The 18971-nt window shown below is 69.0% G+C and carries 17 protein-coding genes and 1 riboswitch; of the genes, 5 read left to right on the forward strand and 12 right to left on the reverse strand.

The features are described from left to right. Positions 1-8 precede the first annotated feature (8 nt). Together CSC71_RS10135 and CSC71_RS10140 are read left to right on the forward strand one after the other, a co-directional pair. Positions 9-692 (forward strand): response regulator transcription factor, encoded by a 684-nt coding sequence (locus CSC71_RS10135; protein WP_162374259.1) that lies wholly within the window; start codon positions 9-11, stop codon positions 690-692. Next, the gene (locus CSC71_RS10140; protein WP_162374260.1) at positions 679-2031 is read left to right on the forward strand and encodes a sensor histidine kinase; all 1353 of its coding nucleotides are present in this window, start codon (positions 679-681) and stop codon (positions 2029-2031) included. Before CSC71_RS10135 ends, CSC71_RS10140 begins: the two co-directional genes overlap by 14 nt. A gap of 43 nt (positions 2032-2074) precedes the next feature. On the opposite strand, the gene CSC71_RS10145 is transcribed toward CSC71_RS10140, so the two are convergent. The 3 genes from CSC71_RS10145 to ahcY all read right to left on the reverse strand — a co-directional run bounded on the left by CSC71_RS10145 (position 2075) and on the right by ahcY (position 5096). Further along, positions 2075-2674: a hypothetical protein gene (locus CSC71_RS10145; protein ID WP_162374261.1), complete on the reverse strand. Its 600-nt coding sequence runs from the start codon at positions 2672-2674 to the stop codon at positions 2075-2077. Between the two features lie 88 nt (positions 2675-2762). Further along, positions 2763-3593, reverse strand: coding sequence for a methylenetetrahydrofolate reductase [NAD(P)H] (gene metF / locus CSC71_RS10150; protein WP_162374262.1), 831 nt, complete (start codon positions 3591-3593; stop codon positions 2763-2765). Between the two features lie 60 nt (positions 3594-3653). Next, positions 3654-5096, reverse strand: coding sequence for an adenosylhomocysteinase (ahcY, locus tag CSC71_RS10155; protein WP_162374263.1), 1443 nt, complete (start codon positions 5094-5096; stop codon positions 3654-3656). A gap of 36 nt (positions 5097-5132) precedes the next feature. Beyond that, positions 5133-5260: riboswitch (S-adenosyl-L-homocysteine riboswitch) on the reverse strand. A gap of 183 nt (positions 5261-5443) precedes the next feature. Between ahcY and ppc the strand changes: the two genes are divergently transcribed. Next, positions 5444-8182, forward strand: coding sequence for a phosphoenolpyruvate carboxylase (ppc, locus tag CSC71_RS10160; protein ID WP_162374264.1), 2739 nt, complete (start codon positions 5444-5446; stop codon positions 8180-8182). 141 nt (positions 8183-8323) lie between these two features. Here ppc and CSC71_RS10165 read toward each other — a convergent pair whose 3' ends face one another. From CSC71_RS10165 to CSC71_RS10190, 6 genes are all read right to left on the reverse strand, one after another. Then, complete coding sequence (locus tag CSC71_RS10165) at positions 8324-9151, reverse strand: aldo/keto reductase (protein ID WP_162374265.1); 828 nt, start codon at positions 9149-9151, stop codon at positions 8324-8326. A gap of 124 nt (positions 9152-9275) precedes the next feature. After that, complete coding sequence (locus tag CSC71_RS10170) at positions 9276-10115, reverse strand: alpha/beta hydrolase (RefSeq protein WP_162374266.1); 840 nt, start codon at positions 10113-10115, stop codon at positions 9276-9278. 68 nt (positions 10116-10183) lie between these two features. Then, on the reverse strand, positions 10184-12061 hold the full coding sequence (locus CSC71_RS10175; RefSeq protein ID WP_162374267.1) for an ATP-binding cassette domain-containing protein: 1878 nt from the start codon (positions 12059-12061) through the stop codon (positions 10184-10186). Between the two features lie 36 nt (positions 12062-12097). After that, positions 12098-12757, reverse strand: coding sequence for a glutathione S-transferase family protein (locus CSC71_RS10180; protein ID WP_162374268.1), 660 nt, complete (start codon positions 12755-12757; stop codon positions 12098-12100). Between the two features lie 81 nt (positions 12758-12838). Beyond that, positions 12839-14050 (reverse strand): methionine adenosyltransferase, encoded by a 1212-nt coding sequence (gene metK, locus CSC71_RS10185; RefSeq protein WP_162374269.1) that lies wholly within the window; start codon positions 14048-14050, stop codon positions 12839-12841. Between the two features lie 332 nt (positions 14051-14382). Then, complete coding sequence (locus tag CSC71_RS10190) at positions 14383-14946, reverse strand: YceB family lipoprotein (protein WP_162374270.1); 564 nt, start codon at positions 14944-14946, stop codon at positions 14383-14385. A gap of 115 nt (positions 14947-15061) precedes the next feature. Between CSC71_RS10190 and CSC71_RS10195 the strand changes: the two genes are divergently transcribed. Together CSC71_RS10195 and CSC71_RS10200 are read left to right on the forward strand one after the other, a co-directional pair. Continuing rightward, positions 15062-16084: a metal-dependent hydrolase gene (locus tag CSC71_RS10195; protein WP_162374271.1), complete on the forward strand. Its 1023-nt coding sequence runs from the start codon at positions 15062-15064 to the stop codon at positions 16082-16084. A 111-nt stretch (positions 16085-16195) separates the two neighbouring features. Beyond that, positions 16196-16825 carry a nitroreductase family protein gene (locus tag CSC71_RS10200; protein ID WP_246192140.1) on the forward strand — a complete coding sequence of 210 codons (630 nt, stop codon included), beginning with the start codon at positions 16196-16198 and terminating at the stop codon, positions 16823-16825. Positions 16826-16906: 81 nt separating this feature from the next. Here CSC71_RS10200 and CSC71_RS10205 read toward each other — a convergent pair whose 3' ends face one another. The 3 genes from CSC71_RS10205 to CSC71_RS10215 form a co-directional block, all read right to left on the reverse strand. Further along, positions 16907-17392 (reverse strand): hypothetical protein, encoded by a 486-nt coding sequence (locus CSC71_RS10205; protein WP_162374272.1) that lies wholly within the window; start codon positions 17390-17392, stop codon positions 16907-16909. A 109-nt stretch (positions 17393-17501) separates the two neighbouring features. Next, the gene (gene dusB / locus CSC71_RS10210; RefSeq protein ID WP_162374273.1) at positions 17502-18500 is read right to left on the reverse strand and encodes a tRNA dihydrouridine synthase DusB; all 999 of its coding nucleotides are present in this window, start codon (positions 18498-18500) and stop codon (positions 17502-17504) included. A 73-nt stretch (positions 18501-18573) separates the two neighbouring features. Next, positions 18574-18909, reverse strand: coding sequence for a YegP family protein (locus CSC71_RS10215; protein WP_162374274.1), 336 nt, complete (start codon positions 18907-18909; stop codon positions 18574-18576). Between the last annotated feature and the right edge of the window lie 62 nt (positions 18910-18971).

An 18971-nucleotide genomic window follows, 5' to 3' on the forward strand; every position in this document is an offset into this window, starting at 1 on the left:
AACCCCACATGCGCATTCTGGTCATCGAAGACAACAGCGACATCGCCGCCAACCTGGGCGACTACCTCGAGGAACGCGGCCACACCGTCGACTTCGCCGCCGACGGCGTCACCGGCCTGCACCTGGCGGTGGTGCACGAGTTCGACGCGATCGTGCTCGACTTGAACCTGCCGGGCATGGACGGCCTGGAGGTCTGCCGCAAGCTGCGCAACGAAGCGCGCAAGCAGACCCCGGTATTGATGCTGACCGCGCGCGACTCGCTGGACAACAAGCTGGCCGGCTTCGATTCCGGCGCCGACGACTACCTGGTGAAGCCGTTCGCGCTGCAGGAAGTCGAGGTGCGCCTCAATGCGCTGTCGCGCCGCGGCAAGGGCGTGCAGACCCGGCTGCTGGAGGTCGGCGACCTCGAATACAACCTGGACACGCTGGAAGTGCGCCGCCAGGGCAAGTTGCTGCAGCTCAACCCGACCGCGCTGAAGATCCTGCAGGCATTGATGGAGGCGTCGCCGGCGGTGGTGACCCGGCAGGAACTGGAAACCCGCGTCTGGGGCGAGGAACTGCCCGACTCCGATTCGTTGCGCGTGCACATCCACGGCCTGCGCGCGGTGGTGGACAAGCCTTTCGACGTACCGCTGATCCAGACCCGCCACGGCATCGGCTACCGCATCGCCGCGCCCGATGGCAGCAACTGATCCCGCCAACGGCGACCCGGCGAAAAGCCCCGCGAGACCGGCCCGGCGCCGCGCGTTCCGGCGCCGGCTGCGCACCCGCATCATCCTGTCGTTCTTCCTGCTCGGCACCGGGCTGACCGCGCTGTTCGCCTACCTGACCGACGTGGCGCGCCAGCGCGTGGAAACGCAGCTGGTCGAAGACGTCATGAATCGCAACATCGACGAGTACAGGCGCCAGTTTTACTTGGATCGGACCGCGAATCCGGAAATCGAAGTGCAGCAGATGAGGGCGTACGTGTTCTCGCCGGACAGTGAGCGCCTGCGCAACGAATTCCCCGAGTGGGTCTCGCTGCCGGACGGCAACCACAACGTCTTCGGTACGGATCAGTACGGCAACGAGTTCGCTTACAAGCTTGCGGTGCGCAAAGAGCCGTCGGAGTGGTTTTTCCTCGCCTACGACATGACCCAGACGCGCAAGGGCGAGGTTCAGCTCAAGCGCTGGCTGTACGTCGCCGTGGTGCTGTTCGGCGCACTGTCGCTGCTGATCGGCTGGTGGTCGGCAGCGCGGGTGATGAGCCCGGTTTCGGAGCTGGCCGCGCGCCTGCGCGCCTACCGCGGCAGCGAGAATCCCCGGCCGCTGGCCACGCATTTCCCGGAAGACGAGGTCGGCGAGCTGGCCAAGGCGCTGGACGGCTATTCCGCACGGCTGACCCACGTCGTGCAGCGCGACCGCGAGTTCAACGCCGACGTCAGCCACGAACTGCGCACGCCGCTGGCGGTGATCCGCGGCGCGACCGAGTTGCTACTGAGCAGGCCCGATCTGGACGAAAAGCTGCGGCAACGCGTGCTGCGCATCCAGCGCGCCGAGCAGCAATGCACCGACCTGATCGGCTCGCTGCTGCTGCTGTCGCGCAACGAGCGCGGGCACGGCAACACGCTGGTGGCCAAGGTGGTCGAACAACTGCTCGAATCGCATCGCGCGCAGCTCGGCGGCAAGCCGCTGGAGCTGCGCATGGAAGGCGAAAGCGGCCTGACCGTGGACGCGCCCGAGGCGGTGCTGTCGGTGGCGCTGGGCAACCTGATCGGCAACGCGGTCAAGTACACGCAGGAAGGCGGGGTGCTGGTGCGCTTGCTGCCCGGCGCGGTCGAGGTGGTCGACACCGGCCCCGGCCTGAGCGAGGAGGATGCGGCACGGCTGTTCGAGCGCGGCTATCGCGGCACCCATGCCGGCGGTTCGCAGGGCGGCGGCATCGGCCTGTCGATCGTCAGCCGGTTGTGCGAACTGTATGGCTGGCAGGTCGGCGTGCGTCCCGGCGCGGACCGCGGCGTGGTCGCCACGCTGAAGTTCTCGCACGCGTAGGGGCGCACCCGGCGCGACCGCGGAACCGGACGAGCCTGCGGACCTACAGGGTGATCCAGAAACAACCGTATTCGCGGCGCAGCCCGAACACGGTCCGCGACGGCGTGCTGGCGTTGCGCAGCGTCTGTTCCAGGCGCAGGCCGGTCGGGCGTGGCTGCGCCGACGCGGTCTGCGGGTAATAGCCGTCGGCGTTGTCGTCGACCACGTTGCCGGCGTCGTCGACGATCGGCGGCGGCGCGGGGCGGATCGGCACGATGTCGACCAGCGGCCGTTGCACCACGTCTTCCAGGCGGTCGAGGATGCGGTTGGCCACGTCGTTGGAGGTTCCGGCCCACTGGTAGACGCCAGCCAGGCGGTTGACATCGTGCGCGTCGATGGCGGCGGTGATTTCGTAGACCAGGCCGCTGAGCGTGCGCGAGCAGCCGCCGCGCAGGTAGGGACGGGTGCTGGCCGAAGCGTCGCCGGTTTCCGGCAACCGGTCCATGCCGCCGACGTCCTCGCAGCGCTTGTCGGTGTAGACCGTCTCGCCGTCCATCAGCGTGCAGCGATGGACGGCGGTGTCCTGCGCCCGTGCCGGTGCAGGGGATTGCCACGCGGCCAGCGCCGCGAGGATCAGGACCGGTTGGAGTCGGGCGATGCGCATCGATCCGGCACGGCTATCGGGAGCGATCGAGTGTAACCGCGCCGGGAGCGCCGGCGCCCGGTCGCGTTCGCGCCGCGCCGGGCGGGATTCAGTCCAGCCGCGCCAATACCGCCTGGGTCGGCCGGGCCAGGTTCAGCGCGTAGAAGTGCAGCGCCGGTGCGCCGCCCGCCACCAGCCGCTCGCACAGCTTCGCGACCACGTCGGCGCCGAATTCGCGGATGCCGTCGGCGTCGTCGCCGTAGGCCTGCATGCGCTTCACGATCCAGCGCGGGATCTCGGCGCCGCACTGCTCGGAGAAGCGGCGCAGCTGGCTGAAGTTCGAGATCGGCATGATCCCGGGCACGATCGGGAGGTCCACGCCCAGCTTGCGCACCGCATCGACGAAACCGAAATAGGCGTCGGCGTTGTAGAAGTACTGGGTGATCGCGCCGTCCGCGCCGGCATCGACCTTGGCCTTGAAATGCTGCAGGTCCCTCAGCGCGTCGTCCGCCTGCGGATGGGTTTCCGGGTACGCGGCGACCTCGATGCGGAAATGGTCGCCGTGTTCGGCGCGGATGAATCCGACCAGTTCCGACGCATAGCGCAGGTCGCCCGGATGGCCCATGCCCGAGGGCAGGTCGCCGCGCAGCGCGACGATGCGCCTGCAGCCGATCGCGCGGTACAGCTTCAGCAGCTCGCGGATCTGCTCGCGCGTGCCGCCGACGCAGGACAGGTGCGGCGCCGCATCGAAGCCGTGGTCCTGCTTCAGGTGGCGGACCGTTTCCGACGTGTAGCTCAGCGTCGAACCGCCGGCGCCGAAGGTGCAGGACACGTATTCGGGCGCGTATTCCTTCAGCCTGGCCGCGGTGCGGTCGAGCTGCGCGCGCTGTTCGTCGTTTTTCGGTGGGTAGAACTCGAAGGAAAGCGGAACCGCTGCCATCGCCATGCCTCGTGCGGAACGGGAAGGAAACGGGCGGCCGAAGCCGCCCGTTCGCATCGATCAGTAGCGGTAGTGGTCCGGCTTGAACGGGCCGTCCACCTTCACGCCGAGGTAATCGGCCTGCGCCTGCGTGAGCTTGGTGAGCTTCACGCCGATCTTCTCCAGGTGCAGGCGGGCGACTTCCTCGTCCAGCTTCTTCGGCAGGATGTAGACCTTCGGGTCGTAGAAGTCCTTGTTCGCCCACAGGTCGATCTGCGCCAGGGTCTGGTTCGAGAACGAGTTCGACATGACGAAGCTCGGGTGGCCGGTGGCGCAGCCCAGGTTGACCAGGCGGCCCTCGGCCAGCAGGAAGATCGCCTTGCCGTCGTCGAAGGTGAACTTGTCGACCTGCGGCTTGATGTTGGTCTTCTTCGCGCCCGAGGCGTACAGCGCGTCGACCTGGATCTCGTTGTCGAAGTGGCCGATGTTGCAGACGATGGCCTGGTCCTTCATCGCCTTCATGTGCGCCAGGGTGATGATGTCCTTGTTGCCGGTGGTGGTGACGTAGATGTCGGCGATGCCGAGGGTGTCCTCGACCGTCTTCACCTCGTAGCCTTCCATCGCCGCCTGCAGCGCGCAGATCGGGTCGATCTCGGTGACGATCACGCGGGCGCCGTAGGCGCGCAGCGAGTGCGCCGAACCCTTGCCGACGTCGCCGTAGCCGCAGACCACCGCGACCTTGCCGGCCAGCATCACGTCCATCGCGCGCTTCAGGCCGTCGGCCAGCGATTCGCGGCAGCCGTACAGGTTGTCGAACTTCGACTTGGTGACCGAGTCGTTGACGTTGATCGCCGGCACCAGCAGCTTGCCGGCCTCGGCCAGCTGGTACAGGCGGTGCACGCCGGTGGTGGTTTCCTCGGACACGCCCTTCCAGTCCTGCACCACGCGGTGCCAGTAGCCGGGGCGCTCCTTGGCGACGCGCTTGAGCAGGTTCTTGATCACCTGCTCCTCGTGGCTGGACGAGGGCGAATCGACCCAGTCCGAACCGTTCTCGAGCTCGTAGCCCTTGTGGATCAGCAGGGTCACGTCGCCGCCGTCGTCGACGACCAGCTGCGGGCCGAGCAGGGTGCCGTCGGCGGCCTTGAAGGTCAGCGCGTCCAGCGTGCAGTCCCAGTATTCCTCCAGCGTCTCGCCCTTCCACGCGAACACCGGCGTGCCGGTCGCGGCGATCGCGGCGGCGGCGTGGTCCTGGGTCGAGAAGATGTTGCACGAGGCCCAGCGCACGTCGGCGCCGATGTCCTTCAGCGTCTCGATCAGCACCGCGGTCTGGATGGTCATGTGCAGCGAACCGGTCACGCGCACGCCATCGAGCGGCCGGGTCGCGGCGTATTTCTTGCGGATCGACATCAGGCCCGGCATCTCGTGCTCGGCGATGTCCAGTTCCTTGCGGCCCCAGTCGGCCAGCTTGATGTCGGCGACCTTGTAGTCGCCCTCGGTCGAGAAGGTTTTCACTTGCGCGTTCATGGCATTTCTCCGTAGTGGCGAGCCGGCATGGCTCAGACATTACGGGCGCCGTTGTTGCGAAGTCATGTCGCCGAGCCTGGCCGGGTAGATAGGAAGTCCGCGCATGGATGCACGAACTCCCGTGGAGGGATCCACATACGACGGTCGCAGCGCCCCTCGGCGGGGACGCGGCATTATATCTCTTGTTGCGGATGAAACGATAAATGCTTTGCCGGAAGGGTTTGGGTAGGCTTGCAGTGGTTCGCTGCCATGCAGCAAATGGCCTGTAACTGGTCTGCGATTGGCGCCGCTCCGTGCGAGCCGCGCCGCGTCCGCCCTTCTTTCCGCGAGCCCCCACTGCGAACCCGATGAACGCCAGCCGCCCCTCCGCAGAGCGCCCCCTCGAATTCGCCGCCGTCGACATCCCGTTGCGCGAGGACGTGCGCAGGCTCGGCGCCTGGGTCGGCGACATGCTGGCCGAACAGGCGTCGCCGGAGTTCCTCGCCGAAGTCGAGCGCGTGCGCACCACCGCGATCGCCCGGCGCGAGCAGGCGCGGCGGCAGAACGGCGGATCGATGGCGTCGCTGGCCGGGCTGCTGGCGGGGCTGTCGCCGCGGCACGCCGAACAGCTGATCCGCGCCTTCGGCCCCTACTTCCAGGTCGTGAACCTGGCCGAACGCGTGCACCGCATCCGCCGCCGCCGCGACTACCAGCGCCGCGGCGGCGCGCCGCAGCCGGAAGGCGTGCACGAAAGCCTGCTCAAACTGAAGGCGCAGGGCGTCGGCCTGGACGAGCTGCGCGCATGGCTGCCGCGCATCGACATCGAGCCGGTGTTCACCGCGCACCCGACCGAGGCGGTGCGGCGCGCGCTGCTGACCAAGGAGCAGCTGATGGCGGCGAGCCTGATCAACGGCCTCGACGACCACCTGACCCCGCACGAGAAGGAAGTCGACGCCGCGCGCTTCCGGATGGCGCTGACCACGGCCTGGCAGACCGCGGACTCGTCGCCGGTGCGGCCGGGCGTGGAGGACGAGCGCGAGCACGTCGGCTTCTACCTGACCGAGGTGCTGTACCGGGTGATGCCGGTGTTCTACGAAACGCTGGAAGCCGCGTTGCGCGAGGTTTACGGCGAAACGGTCGAACTGCCGCGCCTGTTGCGCTTCGGCACCTGGGTCGGCGGCGACATGGACGGCAATCCGAACGTCGACGCGGACACGATCCGCGAGACCCTGCTGGCGCAGCGCCGCGCGATCCTGCGCAAGTACCTGAAGGAAATGGACGAACTGGCCACGCTGCTGAGCCAGTCGGACACGATCGTCGACGTCGCGCCGGAGGTGCGCCGGCGCATCGACGAATACCGCGCGCTGGTCCCGCAGTCCGCCTCGCTGTCGCGCCCGCGCCACGCCGACATGCCGTACCGCCTGCTCAACGACCTGATGCGCGCGCGCCTGCGGGGCACGCGCGACGGTGCGGCGCACGGCTACGCGGCGCCGGACGAATTCGCCGCCGACATCGAACTGATCCTGCGCAGCCTGGAAGCCAATCGCGGCGTGCATGCCGGCTGGTTCTCGGTGCGCCGCCTGCTGTGGCGCGTGCGCACCTTCGGCTTCCACCTGGCCCGGCTCGACGTGCGCCAGGAGTCGAGCGTGCACGCGCGTGCGGTCGCCACGGCGCTCGGCGACGGCGGCTGGGAGGACCGCGACGCGGTCGAGCGCGCCGCGCTGCTCGCCGACTACGCTAGCGGCGCGAAGGCCCTCCCGCCCAGCGATGCCGGGGGCAACCCGAAGCTCGACGCGGTGTTCGCCGCATTGGCCGAGGCGCGGCGCATCCACGGCGGCGACGCGCTCGGCGCCTACATCATCAGCATGGCGCACAACCGCGCCGACGTGCTGACCGTGCTGGCGCTGGCGCGGCGCGGCGGCCTGGTCGATGGCGACGGCCACGTGCCGCTCGACATCGCGCCGCTGTTCGAAACCGTCGACGACCTGCGCCACGGCCCGGACGTGCTGCGCGACCTCGCCGCCGACCCGGTCTACCGCGCGCACCTGGCCGCGCGCGGCGGCGTGCAGATGGTGATGCTGGGCTATTCCGACAGCGGCAAGGACGGCGGCATCGCCGCGTCGCGCTGGGGCTTGCAGCGCGGCCAGGTCGAGTTGCTGGAAGCGGCGAACGAGCTGGGCATCAAGCTGACCTTCTTCCACGGCCGCGGCGGTTCGATCAGCCGCGGCGGCGGCAAGACCACGCGCGCGGTCGACGCCTCGCCGCGCGGCAGCGTCGACGGGCGCCTGCGCGTCACCGAACAGGGCGAGGTGATCCACCGCAAGTACGGGATCCGCGCGCTGGCGCTGCGTTCGCTGGAGCAGGCCGCCGGCGCGGTGCTGCTGGCCAGCCTGCGCCCGCGCCCGCCGGAACCGCGCGAGGCGCGCTGGCGCGAGGCGATGAACAAGGTCGCGATGGAAAGCAGCCGCGTCTACCGCGAGTTCGTCGCCGCGCCGCGCTTCATGGACTACTTCCGCAGCGCCACGCCCATCGACGTGATCGAGCGCATGACCCTCGGCTCGCGCCCGTCGCGCCGGCTCGGCCAGGACGCCGCGCTGTCGAACCTGCGCGCGATCCCGTGGGTGTTCGCGTGGAGCCAGGCGCGCGCGGCGATCCCCGGCTGGTACGGCGTCGGCAGCGGCCTGCAGGCGCTGGCCGATGCCGGCGGCGAGGATGCGCTGCGCGAGATGGCGCGCGACTGGCCGTTCTTCCGCATCTTCCTCGACGACATCGCGATGGTGCTGGCCAAGGGCGACATGGACATCGCCGCGATGTTCTCGCGCATGGCCGGGCCGCTGCACGACGAATTCTTCCCGCGCATCGAGCGCGAGCACGCGCTGACCCGCGAGTGGGTGCTGGCGTTGAACGGCAGCGACACCCTGCTGCAGCACGACCAGCGCCTGGAACTGTCGATCCGCCTGCGCAATCCCTACGTCGACCCGATCAGCGTGATGCAGGTCGACCTGCTCAAGCGCTGGCGCGATGCCGGCCGCGAGGACGACCAGCTGCTGCGCGCGCTGGTCGCCAGCGTCAACGGCGTGTCGCAGGGCGTGCAGAACACCGGGTGATCTTTCCCTTCTCCCGCCGGGAGAAGGTGCCCCGAAGGGGCGGATGAGGGTATGGCGAAGTCAGCGACGTCCGAATCATCGTGGACTTCGCCGTACCCTCACCCCAACTCCTCTCCCGGCGGGAGAGGGGCTTGGACCGGATCAGTTCAGCGTCGCAGGATCCGGGCCGATCCGTTGTCCGCGGTCCAGCCCGGCGATCGCGGCGAGGTCGTCGCCGTCGAGTTCGAAGTCGAAGATTTCGATGTTCTCCTTGATCCGCGACGGCGTCACCGACTTCGGGAACACGACCAGCCCCAGCTGCACGTGCCAGCGCAGCACGACCTGCGCCACGCTCTTGCCGTGCTTTCCCGCGATGGCCTGCAGCGTCGCGTCGCCCAGCAGCTCGCCGCCGCGCGCCAGCGGGCTCCACGACTCGGTGACGATGCCGTGCCGGGCGTGGTATTCGCGCAGTTCCGCCTGCTGGAACAGCGGGTGCAGTTCGATCTGGTTCGCCACCGGCGCCACACCGGTCTCGCCGACGATGCGCTCGAGGTCGGCGATGCGGAAGTTCGACACGCCAATGGATTTCGCCTTGCCGTCCTTTTGCGCCTGGATCAGTGCCTTCCAGCTGTCGACGAACCTGCCGTTGGCCGGGCAGGGCCAATGGATCAGGTACAGGTCGACGTAATCGAGTTTCAGCTTCAGGAGGCTGCTGTCGAGCGCGTGCAGGGCGCTGTCGTAGCCCTGGTCGGCGTTCCACAGCTTGGTGGTGATGAACAGTTCGTCGCGCGGAATGCCCGAGCCGGCGATCGCCTGGCCGACGCCGGACTCGTTGCGGTAGATCGCGGCGGTGTCGATGTGGCGGTAGCCCAGCCCGAAGGCGGTGGCAACCACTTGCGCGGTTTCGTCGGCCGGGGTCTGGAACACGCCGAGGCCGAATTGCGGGATCCTGCGGCCGTCGGAAAAGGCCAGGGTGGGAACGTTGGGCATGCGCGGTTCCTGTGTCGATCCAAGGGGGACCGACAATCTAATCCATGGCCCGTCAACGTGGCGGCGGGCCGCCATGAAATGCAGCGTTCCCGCGTGTCCGGCCCCGTGCAGGAGGGGGAGGGCTTCAAAGCCGGGCGCGCAGCCACGCGCCGAGATCGCGCAGCACTTCGCCGCGTCCCGGTTCGGCCTCGTGGTAGATCTCGTGGTACAGCGCGGGATACTCGTGCGCGGTCAGGTGCGTGGGCGGCGCCAGTGCGGCGAATTCGCGTGCGCCCGCCGGATCGACCAGCGCGTCGCTGCCGGCGAACTGCAGCAGCGTCGGCACCGCCAGTCGCGACGCGGCGGCGATCGCCCGTGGGCCGGTCTCGAAGATGTACTGCGCCAGCCGCGCGCTGATGCGGTCGTGGACGGACGGGTCGCTGCGGTAGGCCGGCCCGACCGCCGGATCGTGCGACAGGCGGCCGGTTTCCAGTTTGTTGGCCACGGCCAGGTCTGGCGCAATGCGCAGCAGCGCGCGCGCCAGCCAGCGGTCGAAACGGCCGGCGTGGGTGGCCAATGCCGGCGACGAAACGACGAGGCCGCGCGGCCGCAAGCCGAGCATGGCCACCGCGTGCAGGGCGACCAGGCCGCCGAGGCTGTGGCCGAGCAGGAAGGGCAGGTCGTCGCCTTCGGCGGCATAGGCGGCGAAGGTTTCGAGCAGGTCGTGCGACAACGCGGCCTCGCGCGCCGGGACCACGCCGCGCCTGCCGTCCGACAGGCCGTGCCCGCGCAGGTCGAAGCCACGCACCGAGATGCCGAGCGCGTTGAGATCGGCGGCGAGTCGCGCGTAACGCCCGGCGTGTTCGCCGAGGCCGTGCACGACCAGCAATCGCGCGCGCGGTTGCGGCGCCGGCCAGTCGTGCCATTGCAGCCGCGTGCCGTCGTGCAGCGTGAACCTGGCCTGCGGCGGTCGGGTGTCGTCCATCGCGTTCCCTCTCGTCGAACGCCACGAAGCTAGCGCATCGGGGCCGGTCCGTGCATCCGGGAGGCGGGTCAGCCGTCCAGCTCGCTCCAGCGCGCGTACGCCGCGTCGAGTTGCGCCTGCAGCCCGGCCAATTGCTGGTTGGCGGCCAGGATCGCGGCGCTGTCCTGCTGGTAGAAGGCCGGGTCGTTCATCGCGTCGCTGCGTGCGGCGATGTCGGCTTCGAGCGCTTCGATCCTGGCCGGGAGTTGCTCCAGCTCGCGCTGGTCCTTGTAGCTCAGCTTCTTCTTCGAAGCGGCGGCGGCTTCGGCGGGCACGGTTGGCTGGGCCGTGGCCGGCCGCGTCGCAGCGGCTTCCGGCTTCGGCGCCAGGGGCGCGGGCCGCTGCCGCAGCCAATCGGTATAGCCGCCGACGTATTCGCCCAGCTTGCCGTCGCCTTCCAGCACCAGCGTGCTGGTCACCACGTTGTCGAGGAAGTCGCGGTCGTGGCTGACCAGCAGCAGCGTGCCCTTGTAGTCGGCCAGCAGCTCCTCGAGCAGCTCCAGCGTCTCCACGTCGAGGTCGTTGGTCGGTTCGTCCATGACCAGCAAGTTCGACGGCTGCGCGAACAGCCGCGCCAGCAGCAGGCGGTTGCGTTCGCCGCCGGACAGGCGGGTGATCGGCGCACGGGCGCGTTCGGGGGTGAACAGGAAATCCTGCAGGTAGCCGATGGCGTGCTTGCGGCTGCCGTTGATCTCGACGTAGTCGCGGCCCTCGGCGACGTTCTCCAGCGCGTTGCGGGTTTCGTCCAGCTGGCTGCGGTGCTGGTCGAAGTAGGCGACCTGCAGGCCGGTGCCGAGCTTCACTTCGCCTGCATCCGGCTTGAGTTCGCCGAGCAGGATCTTCAGCAGGGTCGACTTGCCGGCGCCGTTGGGACCGATGATGCCGACGCGGTCGCCGCGCATGATCGTGGTCGAGACGTCCCGCAGCAGCGCGCGGCCGCCGAACGACTGCGATACCCGCGCGGCTTCGATCACCTTGCGTCCGCCCGCCTGCGCCTCGGCGACTTCCATCCTGACGTTGCCGGACAGCTCGCGGCGTTGCGCGCGTTCGCGGCGCATCGCCTTCAGCGCGCGCACGCGGCCCTCGTTGCGGGTGCGCCGGGCCTTGATCCCCTGGCGGATCCAGACTTCCTCCTGCGCCAGCAGCTTGTCGAAGCGCTCGTTTTCCATCGCCTCGGCGTGCAGGCGTTCCTCGCGCCGGCGCAGGTAGTTGTCGTAGTCGCCGGGCCAGCTGGTGACCCGGCCGCGGTCGATCTCGACGATGCGCGTGGCCAGCGCGCGCAGGAAGCTGCGGTCGTGGGTGACGAAGACCAGGCTGCCGGCGAACGACTTCAGGAAACCTTCCAGCCATGCGATCGCCTCGATGTCGAGGTGGTTGGTCGGCTCGTCCAGCAGCAGGATGTCGGGCTTGCGCGCCAGCGCCTGCGCCAGCAGCACGCGGCGCTTCATGCCACCCGACAGTGCGGCGAAATCGGCGGCGCCGGGCAGTTCCAGCTGGTCGATCACCTGCTGGATGCGGCGGTCCAGGTCCCAGCCGTGGCGCGCTTCGATCCGCGCCTGGAACTCGCCCAGCGCCAGCATGTCGCCGGCGTCGAGCGCGTGGTGGTAGCGGGCGAGCAGTTCGCCGAGGTCGCCGAGTCCCTGCGCAACCACGTCGAACACCGTGCCGTGCGTTTCCTGCGGCACTTCCTGCGCCATGCGCGCGACGACGGTACCGGACTGCAGGCGGACCTCGCCGTCGTCCGGCTGCAGCTCGCCGGCGACCAGCCGCATCAACGTCGACTTGCCGGCACCGTTGCGGCCGACGACGCAGACGCGCTCGCCGGCCTCGATGGAAAGATCGACTTGTTCGAGCAGCAGGGGGCCGCCGACGCCGTAGTCGACGCGCTGGAGTTGGAGCAGGGACATGCCGCCATTGTACCGGCGGCGCGCGGCCCGCCGCCGTCAGCGATGCGTGCGGTACGGTTCGTCGATGGCGACGAAGGTGGCCTCGGCCCGCGCGTCGCGGCACCAGTCCTGCATCGCGGGCAGGGCAAGCACCGCATCGCGGTAGGCGCGGGCTTCGCCTTCGGCGGGGATGGCGTAAGTGGCGAAGCGCGACACCACCGGGGCGAAGAAGGCATCGGCAATGCAGAACCGGCCGAACAGGAACGGGCCATTGCCTCCGAATTCCACGCGCGTGTCGCGCCACAGCGCCTGCACGGCGTCGATGTCGGCCTGCGCGGGCGACGCGTCCACGTGCGGCAGGCTGGCCTCGACGTTCATCGGCAGGGTGGAGCGCAGCTGGCCGAAGCCGCTGTGCATCTGCGCGACCAGCGAGCGGGCGCGCGCCCGCGCCCTTGCGTCCGAGGGCCACAGGCCGGCATCGGGGTGGCGTTCGGCCACGTATTCGCAGATCGCCAGCGAATCCCACACCGCGAAGCCTTCGTCCAGCAGCACCGGCACGCGCAACGCCGGGGTGAGGCCCTGCAACTGCGCGGCGAATTCCGGCGTGTCCAGCCACAGCTTCTTCTCGGCGAAGGGAATGCCCGCCGCGCGCAGCGCAAGCCACGGCCGCAGCGACCACGAAGAGTAGTTCTTGTTGCCGATGAGGAGGGTGTACATGGTGGGGATCATAACCAATGGCGCCCGACGAAAACGGGCCGCTTGCGCGGCCCGTCCCGGTGTTGCGATGGTGCGTGTCGCCTACTTCAGCTTCGCCGCCGCACGCAGCGCCTCGGCCTTGTCGGTCTTTTCCCACGAGAAGGCGGTGGCGGTGTGCTTCTTGCCGGCGCCGTCGACGTAGGAGATTTCCTTCGGCTTGCGGCCGAAGTGGCCGTAGCTGGCGGTGGCCTGGTAGATCGGGTGCTCCAGGTCCAGCATCCGGGTGATGCCGTAGGGGCGCAGGTCGAAGTGCTTGCGGATCAGCTTTTCGATCACGTCGTCGCCGACCTTGCCGGTGCCGAAGGTGGTGACCGAGATGCTGGTCGGTTCGGCCACGCCGATGGCGTAGGAAACCTGCACTTCGCACTTGTCGGCCAGGCCGGCGGCGACGATGTTCTTGGCCACGTAGCGGGCGGCGTAGGCGGCCGAACGGTCGACCTTCGACGGATCCTTGCCCGAGAACGCGCCGCCGCCGTGGCGGGCCATGCCGCCGTAGGTGTCGACGATGATCTTGCGGCCGGTCAGGCCGCAGTCGCCCACCGGGCCGCCGATGACGAACTTGCCGGTCGGGTTGATGTGCACCTTGTTCTTGGCCAGCGATTCCAGCCACTTCTTCGGCAGCACCGGCTTGAGGATGGTTTCGCGCACGGCTTCGACCAGGTCCTTCTGCTTGATGTCCGGATCGTGCTGGGTCGACAGGACCACGGCGTCGAGGCCGAGGATCTTGTTGCCGTCGTAGCGCAGGGTGACCTGCGACTTGGCGTCCGGGCGCAGCCACGGCAGCTTGCCGTTCTTGCGCACCTTGGCCTGCTGCTCGACCAGGCGGTGGCTGTAGTACAGCGGCGCCGGCATGTATTCCGGGGCTTCGTTGCAGGCATAGCCGAACATCAGGCCCTGGTCGCCCGCACCCTGTTCTTCCGGCTTCTTGCGGTCGACGCCCTGGTTGATGTCCGGCGACTGCTTGCCGAGCATGTTGATGATGGCGCAAGTGTGGCCGTCGAAGCCGACGTCGGAATTGTCGTAGCCGATGCCGTTGATCACGCTGCGGGCCAGCGCCTCGATGTCCACCCACGCGGTGGTGGTCACTTCGCCGGCGACGATCGCCGCGCCGGTCTTCACCAGGGTCTCGCAGGCCACGCGGGCGCGCTTGTCCTGGGCCAGGATGGCGTCGAGCACGGCATCGGAGATCTGGTCGGCGATCTTGTCCGGATGGCCTTCCGAGACCGATTCCGAGGTGAAGAGGTAGCTGGACATCGGCTTATATCCCTTTATTCGGATGAAAAGATGGGCGCGCATGATACACGGCCGCGCGGCGGCGTGCATTGTGCGCCGTTCAGCATGGCAGCGGGGTTAAACGGCGGCTTGCCGCCGCGTTGCCGCAAAGCCGCGGCGACGCTGTCGCACCGCAGGCCCGGGTCGCCCCACCGGGACGGTCGCCGGGGGCGGCCGGGAAGCCCCGGCGCGATGCGGGCACTGGAGCTGCGATTCGCCGAACGGCTCCCGTGGCGGTTGCGCGGCCGCTTTCCTCAAGACCCCGTGTCCGCCGACAACCCGGCCAACCGGCTGCGCTGCCGGATGGCCGCGCGTCACTGCAGCTTGACCACCACCTGCCCGTTGGCGATCTCGGTGCTGCCGACCCGGCGCGAGCCGATGCGGCCGAGCAGGGTGTTGTCGAACTCGTATATCGGCTCGTCGCGCGAGTAGTCGGCCAGCCAGGCGTTCAGCGCGCCGCGCACGGTCGAGTTCATCGCGCCGCCCAGCGCCGGTACGTCGACGCTTTCGATCGCCGGCTGGTCGAGGTGGATGCCCAGCGTGCGCGCGTCGAAGCGCACGCCGCTGGACAGGGCGAAGTGGCCATTGGGCTTGCTGCCGCCGCCGAAGGTGCCGATGCCGAGGTCGAAGTCGACGCGCATGCGATGGCTGTCGGCCGGAATGCTCAGGCGCGGATTCATCAGGCTCAGCGATATCAGTCCGCCCAGCTTGTCGTAGCGCTTCGGGAAGTTGCCGTTGAGCGACTGCTGGATCTGCATCTGCGACAGGGAGAACTGGTTGCCGAGCAGCGCGGCCATGGTGTCCAGGCCGGCGCATCCGGCCAGCGCGAACGGGACGATGGCGACGGAAGCGATCAGCAGGCGGCGACGCGGGTTCATCGTTGGCAGCTCCGGGAAAGGCCGGCCGCCACGATACCCGCATCGGCACGCATCCGCTGCGTCGATGCGCGCGGTCGGCGGTCGGGCGCGGATTCCGGCCTGCTAGCATTCAGGCATGGATTCGATCACCCACCTGTTCTACGGCGGCGCGATCGCCGCGGCCATCGCCCCGAAGCAGCACCGCCGCGCCGCGTTGCTGGCCGGTGCCGCGCTCAATACCTTGCCCGACCTCGACGTGATCCCGCTGGTCCTGTTCGCCGACCCGGTCGCGCAGATGACCAGCCATCGCGCGGCGACGCATTCGTGGTTCGTGCTGCCGTTCGTCGCCTGGGCATTGTGGGCCTGGTTCAAGCGTCGCGGCGGGCGCGTGGCGCAATCGCCGGTGCGCTGGTGGTGGGCCATCTTCGCCTGCCTGATGTCGCACCCGCTGATCGACAGCTTCACCATCTACGGTACCCAGCTGTTCTGGCCGCTGCCGGTGCGGCCGCTGATGGGCGGCAGCCTGTTCATCGTCGATCCGCTGTTCACCCTGCCGTGGTTCGCCGCCTGCGTGGTCGCGTGGTTCGCGCGCGAAAGTTCCGTCGGCCGGCGCGCGCTGCTGGCCGGCGTCGCGCTCGGCACCGCCTATCTCGGCTGGTCGCTGGTCGCCAAGGCGCTGGTCGAGCGCGAGGCGCAACGCTCCCTCGTCGCGATGGGACTCGGCGTCGCGCCGCGCTTCTCGGTGCCGACGCCGATGAACACCCTGCTGTGGCGGGTGGTCGCGATGACCCCGGACGGCTACGTCGAAGGTTTCCGATCGCTCGTCGCCGACCGCGGGCCGATGCGCTTCCGGCGCCATGCCAGCGACGCGACCGTGCTGGACGCGGCACGGGCTGTTCCAACCGTGCAACGGCTGACCTGGTTCAACCACGGATTCCAGAAGGCCGAGCTGCGCGATGGCGAGCTCGTGCTCAGCGATTTGCGCATGGGCAGCGAGCCCGACTACTTCTTCCGCTTCATCGTCGCCGAGCACGGAAACCCGGGCTGGCGCGCGGTGCCGCCGCGACAGTTGCCGGCATCGCGCGATGCCGGCGCGCTGTTCGATGCGACGTGGCGGCGCATCCGCGTCGAGCCGGCCGCGGGCGCAGGCGTGCCCTGATGCCGTCATCCGCTGGAACAATCCATTTCCGCGGCGCGGGTTTCGCCGGCGCGGCGGCTGGCTAGCATGGCGGCCCGCAGCAATTCCGCCACGCAGCCGAGGAACTCCGCCATGACCAATTTCGCCTTCGATACCGCCAAGGTGGGCAACATCGCCCTCGAGGCGATCAAGAACCGCCGCACCCAGTACGCGCTGGGCAAGAACCTGCCCCTGAGCAAGGAAGACACCGCCGCGCTGATCAGGGACGCCGTGCGCCAGTCGCCGTCGGCGTTCAACTCGCAGTCCTCGCGTGTCGTGATCCTGTTCGGCGAGCAGAGCGGGAAGTTCTGGGGCTTCGTCAAGGAGGCGCTGCGCAAGATCGTGCCGGTCGATGCCTTCCCGGCCAGCGAGCAGCGCATCGACGGCTTCGCCGCCGGCGCCGGCACCGTGCTGTTCTTCGAGGACCAGGACGTGGTCACCGGCCTGCAGGAGCAGTTCGCCCTGTACGCCGACAACTTCCCGGTCTGGTCGGAACATTCCACCGGCATCGCCCAGTTCGCGGTCTGGACCGTGCTGGCCAACGCCGGCATCGGCGCCAGCCTGCAGCACTACAATCCGCTGGTCGACGCCGACGTGCGGAAGGAATGGGGCGTGCCGGCCAGCTGGAAGCTGCGCGCGCAGATGCCGTTCGGCTCGAACGAAGCGCCGATCGGCGAGAAGGCCTTCATCGAAGACGAAGGCCGCTTCAAGGTGTTCGCGTAAGCGCCCGGCACCGCGGCAACGCCGACAGCGGCCCGGATTCGCGCGAGCGGGTCCGGGCCGTCTGCTTTCCCGGCACGGCCATCATGGGGTCACCGCCACCCACAGGCCGCGCGCCGGAGCGGACCGTCCCGGCGGATCCGCCTGCGCCATGCCGCGGGCCGCTTCCAGCACGGCCGGCGAATGCAGTTCGACCGGAAGGCCGGCGATCAGGTCCGAATACCGTTCGGATCCCAACGCGCGCTCGAATCCGCGGGCCATGTCGCGGTCGGCGCGGAAGCGGAAGCGTTCGTTGTGGGCGACCGTGGTCAGTACCAAACCCACATCCCGCGCGGTCAGGTTGGTTTCCAGCGCAAGCAACTGCCAGGCGCGGAAACCGCTGATCGGGGCGGGCGCGGCCATTTCGGCGCGAATCGGACGCAAGTTGGTTTCCTGTGCGTCCGCATCGGCGACGACGAGGGCGGGAGAGGCCGCCGCGACGAGCAGCGCCAGTGTGAGCGACGAAGTTTTCATCGACGTTTCCTCCGAGGTTTGCGGGTGGAGGGTGCTGCCGTCGCGCGTCTTGCGCACGGAGTGCCTCCGCTACCAAGGATCGAAAAAACGCGATGCGCGTTGCATGTGCTCGAAGGCACACCGACGAACGGCAGGGAAGCGGGGATCCGGGTTCGGGCGCCGGCGTTTATGCCGCCGCCGGCAGTTCCGGCGCCACGCCGGCAACCAGCGCGTCGAAATAGCCGCGGGTCAGCGCGATCTGCACCTCGGCGGTTTCGGCGCGGTTGACCACGGCGCGGAAGGCGAGGTTCTCGGGGTGGTCCTTCGCGTACCAGCCCAGGTGCTTGCGTGCGATGCGCACGCCGGCCTGTTCGCCGTAGTGCGCGTGCAATGCGCGCAGGTGGCCCAGCAGGATGTCGCGGACTTCCTGCAGCGACGGCGGCGCCGGCTCCGTGCCGGTCGCGAGGTAATGCGCGATCTCGCGGAAGATCCACGGCCGGCCCTGCGCGGCGCGGCCGACCATCACCGCGTCGCAGCCGGTGCGCGCCAGCACGAAGGCGGCCTTGCGCGGCGAATCGATGTCGCCGTTGGCGATCACCGGGATCCGCAGTTGCGACTTGATCGCGGCGATGGTGTCGTACTCGGCTTCGCCGCCGTATTGCTGGTCGCGGGTGCGGCCGTGCACCGCGAGCGCGGCGATGCCGCAGTCCTCGGCGATGCGGGCGATCGCCGGCGCGTTGCGGTTCTCCGCGTTCCAGCCGGTGCGGATCTTCAGCGTCACCGGCACGTCGACCGACTTCACCACCGCGGCCAGGATCCGCGCGACCAGCGCTTCGTCGCGCATCAGCGCGCTGCCGGCCCAGGCGTTGCAGACCTTCTTCGCCGGGCAGCCCATGTTGATGTCGACGATCTGCGCGCCGTGGGCGACGTTGTACCTCGCCGCCTCGGCCAGTTGCCCGGGTTCGGTACCGGCGATCTGCACGCTGACCGGCGCCGGTTCGCCCGCGTGGTCCATGCGCGTGCGCGACTTGCTGGTCTTCCAGAAGCGCGGGTCGCTGATCGTCATCTCGGACACGGCCAGGCCCGCGCCCAGCCGCTTGCACAGCTGCCGGAACGGCTTGTCGGTGACCCCGGCCATCGGCGCGAGGACGACCGGGGTGTCGATGGAATGGGGCCCGATGCGCATGCCGGTATTGTAGGACAGCACGAAAAAACCCGGCCGCAGCCGGGTTCCTCCGGGATGCCGCGGGCGGGAAGGCTCAGGCGGTCTCGTCCGCGATCGCCGCATCCGGCGCGTTGGTTTGCACCGACTTGATGCCGTTGTCGCGCGCGGCCTCGCTTTCGTACATCTCGCTGCTGCCGATGATCTGGCCGTTGCCTGCCAGCAGGTTGAAGTACGGCTTGCCGTTGCTGGACGTCTTGCGGTCGAACTTGCCGTCGTCCTGGCTGTTCTTGCGCACCGATTCGATGCCGTTCTTCGCGCCGGCCTTGTCGTTGTAGCCCTGGCTGGCCAGGATGACCTGGCCATTGCCGGCCTTCAGCACGAACTGGAAATCGCCGTTGCTGCGCTTGCTGATGACGAACTTGCCTGCCATTACAACCTCCATGTGCGGATGAAAGGAATGCCGAGGGTAAGCGGGGCGGGATTAGCGAATCG

Origin of the sequence: Pseudoxanthomonas sangjuensis, assembly GCF_010211755.1 — a bacterium.
Lineage (GTDB): Bacteria > Pseudomonadota > Gammaproteobacteria > Xanthomonadales > Xanthomonadaceae > Pseudoxanthomonas_A > Pseudoxanthomonas_A sangjuensis.

Excerpts from the sequence above, each read along its gene's own strand:
- CSC71_RS10135 (WP_162374259.1), top strand. The coding sequence starts at position 9 with ATGCGCATTCTGGTCATCGAAGACAACAGCGACATCGCCGCCAACCTG.
- CSC71_RS10195 (WP_162374271.1), top strand. The coding sequence starts at position 15,062 with ATGGATTCGATCACCCACCTGTTCTACGGCGGCGCGATCGCCGCGGCC.
- ahcY (WP_162374263.1), bottom strand. The coding sequence starts at position 5,096 with ATGAACGCGCAAGTGAAAACCTTCTCGACCGAGGGCGACTACAAGGTC.
- ppc (WP_162374264.1), top strand. The coding sequence starts at position 5,444 with ATGAACGCCAGCCGCCCCTCCGCAGAGCGCCCCCTCGAATTCGCCGCC.
- CSC71_RS10175 (WP_162374267.1), bottom strand. The coding sequence starts at position 12,061 with ATGTCCCTGCTCCAACTCCAGCGCGTCGACTACGGCGTCGGCGGCCCC.
- dusB (WP_162374273.1), bottom strand. The coding sequence starts at position 18,500 with ATGCGCATCGGGCCCCATTCCATCGACACCCCGGTCGTCCTCGCGCCG.
- CSC71_RS10145 (WP_162374261.1), bottom strand. The coding sequence starts at position 2,674 with ATGCGCATCGCCCGACTCCAACCGGTCCTGATCCTCGCGGCGCTGGCC.
- metF (WP_162374262.1), bottom strand. The coding sequence starts at position 3,593 with ATGGCAGCGGTTCCGCTTTCCTTCGAGTTCTACCCACCGAAAAACGAC.
- CSC71_RS10200 (WP_246192140.1), top strand. The coding sequence starts at position 16,196 with ATGACCAATTTCGCCTTCGATACCGCCAAGGTGGGCAACATCGCCCTC.
- CSC71_RS10180 (WP_162374268.1), bottom strand. The coding sequence starts at position 12,757 with ATGTACACCCTCCTCATCGGCAACAAGAACTACTCTTCGTGGTCGCTG.
- CSC71_RS10215 (WP_162374274.1), bottom strand. The coding sequence starts at position 18,909 with ATGGCAGGCAAGTTCGTCATCAGCAAGCGCAGCAACGGCGATTTCCAG.
- CSC71_RS10140 (WP_162374260.1), top strand. The coding sequence starts at position 679 with ATGGCAGCAACTGATCCCGCCAACGGCGACCCGGCGAAAAGCCCCGCG.
- CSC71_RS10190 (WP_162374270.1), bottom strand. The coding sequence starts at position 14,946 with ATGAACCCGCGTCGCCGCCTGCTGATCGCTTCCGTCGCCATCGTCCCG.
- CSC71_RS10170 (WP_162374266.1), bottom strand. The coding sequence starts at position 10,115 with ATGGACGACACCCGACCGCCGCAGGCCAGGTTCACGCTGCACGACGGC.
- CSC71_RS10165 (WP_162374265.1), bottom strand. The coding sequence starts at position 9,151 with ATGCCCAACGTTCCCACCCTGGCCTTTTCCGACGGCCGCAGGATCCCG.
- metK (WP_162374269.1), bottom strand. The coding sequence starts at position 14,050 with ATGTCCAGCTACCTCTTCACCTCGGAATCGGTCTCGGAAGGCCATCCG.